Source organism: Kitasatospora sp. NPDC059722, assembly GCF_042733235.1.
Taxonomy (GTDB): Bacteria; Actinomycetota; Actinomycetes; order Streptomycetales; family Streptomycetaceae; genus Kitasatospora.
In genome coordinates this window covers 22,505-27,623 of sequence record NZ_JBHWGD010000089.1, presented here as the reverse complement: position 1 = coordinate 27,623, position 5,119 = coordinate 22,505, and the positions used below count along the sequence as shown (strand labels likewise).

5 protein-coding genes are annotated in these 5,119 nt (G+C 73.7%); 1 reads left to right on the top strand and 4 read right to left on the bottom strand.

What is annotated here, in order from left to right; genetic code table 11:
• The 4 genes from ACFV4F_RS35510 to ACFV4F_RS35495 all read right to left on the bottom strand — a co-directional run.
• Positions 1–1,720, bottom strand: a 1,720-nt coding sequence (locus tag ACFV4F_RS35510; protein WP_380508919.1) for an FG-GAP-like repeat-containing protein, incomplete at its 3' end; no start/stop codon positions are given.
• Between the two features lie 851 nt (positions 1,721–2,571).
• The gene (locus ACFV4F_RS35505) at positions 2,572–3,360 is read right to left on the bottom strand and encodes a hypothetical protein (RefSeq protein ID WP_380508916.1); all 789 of its coding nucleotides are present in this window, start codon (positions 3,358–3,360) and stop codon (positions 2,572–2,574) included.
• 47 nt (positions 3,361–3,407) lie between these two features.
• A complete protein-coding gene (locus ACFV4F_RS35500; protein ID WP_380446706.1) occupies positions 3,408–3,959 on the bottom strand; it encodes a DUF6328 family protein in 552 nt (183 codons plus the stop codon).
• 3 nt (positions 3,960–3,962) lie between these two features.
• Positions 3,963–4,496, bottom strand: coding sequence for a MarR family winged helix-turn-helix transcriptional regulator (locus ACFV4F_RS35495; protein ID WP_380508924.1), 534 nt, complete (start codon positions 4,494–4,496; stop codon positions 3,963–3,965).
• Positions 4,497–4,713: 217 nt separating this feature from the next.
• Between ACFV4F_RS35495 and ACFV4F_RS35490 the strand changes: the two genes are divergently transcribed.
• The coding region (locus ACFV4F_RS35490) for an EamA family transporter (protein WP_380508914.1) at positions 4,714–5,119 on the top strand (406 nt) is incomplete at its 3' end.

Below are 5,119 nucleotides of genomic sequence, written 5' to 3'. Positions count from 1 at the left end.
GGTAGAGCATGGCCAGGTCGGTGCGGCCGTCGCCGTTGAAGTCCCCGGCGACGAGCTTCATCGCATTGCGGTCCCAGTGGCCCTCGGCCGGCACCATGTATCCGGCAGTGAAGTCGCCCAGCAGCCCGTCGGTGCCGGCCGCCGACGTGTAGAAGCCGATCCGCCCGTCGGCGTGGTAGTACGTCATGATGACGTCGTCACGCCCGTCGCCGTTGGTGTCGCCCGCGAACAGCTGGATCGCGTTCCAGTCCCAGTTGCCGCTGGCCGGGGTGGACTTGGGGGAGGCCGCGAACTGGCCGATGTGCCCGGTGGCGTCGGCCAGGCCGGTGTAGTAGTCGATGGAGCCGTCGGGGCGGCGGTAGAGCATGGCCAGGTCGGTGCGGCCGTCGCCGTTGAAGTCCCCTGCGACGAGCTTCATCGCATTGCGGTCCCAGTGGCCCTCGGCCGGCACCATGTATCCGGCCGTGAAGTCGCCCAGCAGCCCGTCCGTGTCGGTCAGCGACGTGTAGAAACCGATCCGCCCGTCCGCGTGGTAGTACGTCATGATGACGTCGTCACGCCCGTCGCCGTTGGTGTCGCCCGCGAACAGCTGGATCGCGTTCCAGTCCCAGTTGCCGCTCGCCGGAACCGACTTGGGAGAGGACTTGAACGCGCCGATGTGCCCGGTGGCGTCCGCCAGCGCGGTGTAGAAGTCGATCGAGCCGTCGGGGCGGCGGTAGAGCATGGCCAGGTCGGTGCGGCCGTCGCCGTTGAAGTCCCCGGCGACGAGCTTCATCGCATTGCGGTCCCAGTGGCCCTCGGCCGGCACCGTGTACCCGGCCGTGAAGTCGCCCAGCAGCCCGTTCGCGTCGCCCGGCGCGGTGTAGAAACCGATCCGCCCGTCCGCGTGGTAGTACGCCATGAGCGCGTCCGCACGCCCGTCGCCGTCCGTGTCACCGCGCACGCCGCGCTTGTGCACGACGCCGTTGACCCACCCGGCCACGTCGTCCACCCGGCTGGAGGACACCCCGGTACGGGTCTCGGCCACCCCCAGGCACCCGCCCTGCCACGAACGCGACGCCACCGCCACCAGCTCGGCCCTGCCGTTCGCCTCACGGACCGTGGGCGCACCCGTGTCGCCCTTGCACACCGCCGCCCCGTTCTGGCCGCTGGTGGCGACGGTCGTCGCCTGCACGGCGTCCAGACCGAACACCCCCGAGTGGAGCTTGCCCGGCACCCACTCGTCCTTGGTGCGCCCGTACCCCGCCACACGCAGCTTCTCGCCCGCCACCGGCGCGCCCGTCGCCACGGCCAGCGGCGCGATGCCGTCCACCGGCGTGCTCAGCCGCGCCAGCACCAGGTCCCGGTCGGCCCGCGGCACCAGCTGCGTCACCTGCACCTCCCGCCCGCCCGACCCGGCCAGATCGGTGCGCCCGACGACGGCGGTGGTCTTCCACTTCGGCGCGCCGGCCGTCAGCGCCTGCGGCTGCGCCGGGTCGTCGGAGAAGCAACCGGCGGCCGTGACGATCCAGTTGCGGTCCACCAGCGCACCGGTGCAGGAGCGCAGGCCGTCACCGATCGAGAGCTTCGCGGTGTAGGCGTACGCCCCGTCCGCCGCCGCGTCCCCGACGACGGCCCCGGCCGGCGCGGCGGAGAAGGTGGTCAGCGCACCGGCGGCCGCGGCGACCGCGACGCAGAGTATGCCCGCGCGGCGCGAACGGGACGAAGTGCTGTGGGACATGGGAACGTTCCCCCCTGGGAAAGGCCGGGATCAGCCGGCGGTGGTGGTAGCGGCGATGACGGCGGCAGTGACGATGACGGCGGCAGTGGCGGCGACGGCGGTAGCGGCACTGCCGACGGCGGTGCCGGGCAGGACAGCGGCACCCCTTCGCGCAGGACTACTCGCCCCGTGCACCCATCCCCCCGTTTCTGCAGCTCCGCAGCGCATGCGGACCTTGTGGTGCAATGCGCCCGGGACGGCCCGCATCGTTCCCCCGGGACACCTGACCAAAGGTCATGGGGGAGTAAGGCAAAGCCAAAGAGTAGGAGATCACAGGACGTGCAGAAACGGCTGCGCCCGTTGGGGATCTTGGCCGGAAATCCTCGGCGATCTGCATGATCACGCAGGTTCCCGCGCTGGTCCGGGGGGTTGCCGGGGTACTGCGGCCCGGCGCGTACCGGGGTGTTGGAGACCGTTGCGGAAACCTGAAGAGCCGGTTCGCGCCACGGCCGGGAATTCCGCGTCCCGTTCTCCGGACGGTTCGCATCGTGTGCCGTGCGTTCGCCGCGTACTCGGATCAGGCGTGGACGAAGGAGAGTCGGGGAGCTTTCCCGGACACTTCGGTGTGCGGGGTGTGCGGGGTGTGCGGGGTGTGCGGTCCGCGGGAGGCGGTGCCGCGGCGGTGGCCGTCTTCCGGCCCTCCGGGCTCCGGTGCTCCGGGTTCCGGCGCTCCTGCGGGGCATTCGGCGTCCGGGGATTCCCGCAGGCCTCGTCCGGAGAGCGCCGAGGCCCTGCTGCCCCTGGTGTCACGGGGCGGCAGGGTCTCGGTGTGTGCGTGTACGGGCGGTGATCGCGGCGCCCGCGGCCTTCGGTCAGCTCGCGCCGGCGGGGGGCTTGCCGGTCTCGTGGGCCAGGGCCTTCTTGGAGACCGCGTCGAGCAGCGGGCTCAGACGGTCGGTCAGGTGCTGGTAGTCGGTGGCGTGGCCGTCGGACCACTGGCCGAGGCCGACGATCATCGCGCGGCCGGCGCCCGCGAAGGACTGCACCATCCCGCTGTCGGCCGGCAGGACGGGCAGGCCCGCGCCCGGGGGCGGGGCCTGGGCGCCGACCTGGTGGTCGGTGATGTCCGCGGCCAGCCGGGTGAGCACGTGGGCGGTGTCGGCGGGGTCGCTGAAGGTGAACACCGACAGGTTGTACTGGTTGCTCCGCTCGTCCTTGTACAGGGCGACCTGGTGGCTGAGGCAGCCGTGACCCTGCTTCACCAGCGCGATCAGGCGCGGGCCCACCGAGTCCGCACTCGTGCACGTGGTCAGCGTCTTCGAGCCGACCCGGGTGTAGACGATGCCGCCGGCCGTCACCTGCGCCGGGTACGCGTCCTCCAGCGCGATCGGCGCCAGCGCGCCCGGCGCGCCCGGCGAGGCCGAAGCGGCGGCGGAGGGGGCGGGGGCGGGCGCGCCGGGCGCGGGGGTGGAGGCGGCGGGCGCCGGGGCGGGCTTCGCGGCCGGGGCGCCGTCGTCGCCGGCCGGCTGGAGGACCCGCATCACCGCGAAGGCGACCGCCGCCGCGCCCGCCGCGTACGCCAGGTTGCGCGGCCAGACCCGGGGCAGCTCGCCGCCGCGGTCGTCACTGCTGTTGTTGCTGTTGCTGCTACTGCTGTTCACGGGCAAACGCTAGTGGCCGGTCGCGGGTGAACTGAAATTCGTGCAGGTCACGGCTTGATCACCGTTGTTCCGGCGGCCGTGGCCTCGCGTTCCAGCGGGCGCCGCACCGCCCACGGCAGGACGAACCACAGGCCCGCGAAGACCAGCGCCACCACCCCGGAGATCACCAGCGCCACCGGTGTGCCGAGGACGACGTCCAGCACCAGCAGCACCGCGCCGCTCAGCGCCGAGGCCAGCAGCACCAGGCCGAGCTGGGCGATGCGCACCGACACCCTGACGATCCGTTCCTTGCCCGGGTGGCGGAACAGGCCGCGGTGCAGCGCCACCGGCGTCGCGAACACCGCGGAGGCCAGCACCGCCAGCAGCAGCGTGGTGACGTACACGTCCTGCTGCAGGTCGCCGAGCTCGGCGAAGCGCGGGGTGAAGGCCACCCCGAGCAGGAACGCGAACACGATCTGCACCCCGGTCTGCAGCACCCGCAGCTCCTGCAGCAGCTCGATCAGCCGCCGGTCCGCCCGCGCCGCCGGGCTCTCCGTGAAGAAGGGCGGCGCGGGGGAGGGGGTGCCGGACGGGGGCTGCGGCGCAGGGGTGCTGGTCATGCGTCACATTGTGCGGGCCCGCGCGGGTCGGTGGCCGCCGTCCGGGCGGCCGGTGTCCGGGCCCGCCTCCAGGCGCTGCTGCCAGACGGTCAGCAGCCCCTCCAGCGCGCGCGCCTGCCCGGGGTCGAGCAGGGCGAGCAGCCGGTGCTCGTTGCGCATGTGCGCGGTGAACGCCTCGTCGATCAGCCGCACGCCCGCCCCGGTGAGCGCGACCACGCGCCCGCGCCGGTCGCCCTCGGCCTGGCGGCGGGTGACCAGCCCGGCCCGTTCCAGCCGGTCGATGCGCTTGGTCATCGCCCCGGTGGTCACCATCGTGTGCGCCGCCAGCTCCCCGGGCGCCCGCTCGTACGGAGCCCCGGCCCGGCGCAGCGCCGCCAGGACGTCGAACTCGCCCTCGCCCAGGCCGTAGCGCGCGTAGACCAGGTTCAGCTCGCCGGTCAGGCGCGCGGCCAGACGGTGCAGGCGCCCGATCACGGCCTGCGGGGAGACGTCCAGGTCGGGACGCTCGCGGCGCCACTCGGCCTGGATCGCGGCCACGTGGTCCGGGCCGAGTGGGGCTTGCGGGGCGGGGTCCCGTGGGTCGTGCCGGTCCGGGGCCTGCGGGTCCTGCCGGTCGGGGGCCTGCGGGTCCTGCGGGGCGGGGTCCTGCGGGTCCTGCCGGTGGGGGTCCTGCGAGTCCTGCGGCGCGGGGTGCTTCGGCTCCATGGCGCCCATCGTAGCGCGCATAGCTTCCTGGGAAGCTATATTGGCTTCCATGGAAGGTAATCTGCGGTGGGTGCTCCTGACCGCCCTCGCCCCCCTCGCCTGGGGCGCCAACTACTACGTCACCCGCGCCTGGCTGCCCCCCGACCAGCCCCTGTGGGGAGCCGCCCTGCGCGCCCTGCCCGCCGGCCTGCTCCTGCTCGCCCTCGCCCGCCGCCGCCCCCACGGCCCCTGGTGGTGGCGCTCGGCCCTGCTCGGCACCCTCAACACCGCCGTCTTCTTCGTCCTGCTCTACCTCGCCTCCCAGCAGCTGCCCACCAGCACCGCCGCCACCGTCATGGCCGCCTCCCCGCTCGCCATGCTGCTCACCGCCTGGGCGCTGGCCGGCCAGCGCCCCCGGGGGCGCCCCCCGGCGGGGGCGCGGACACGCCCGGGGACATCAGTACCCCCGCGGAGGC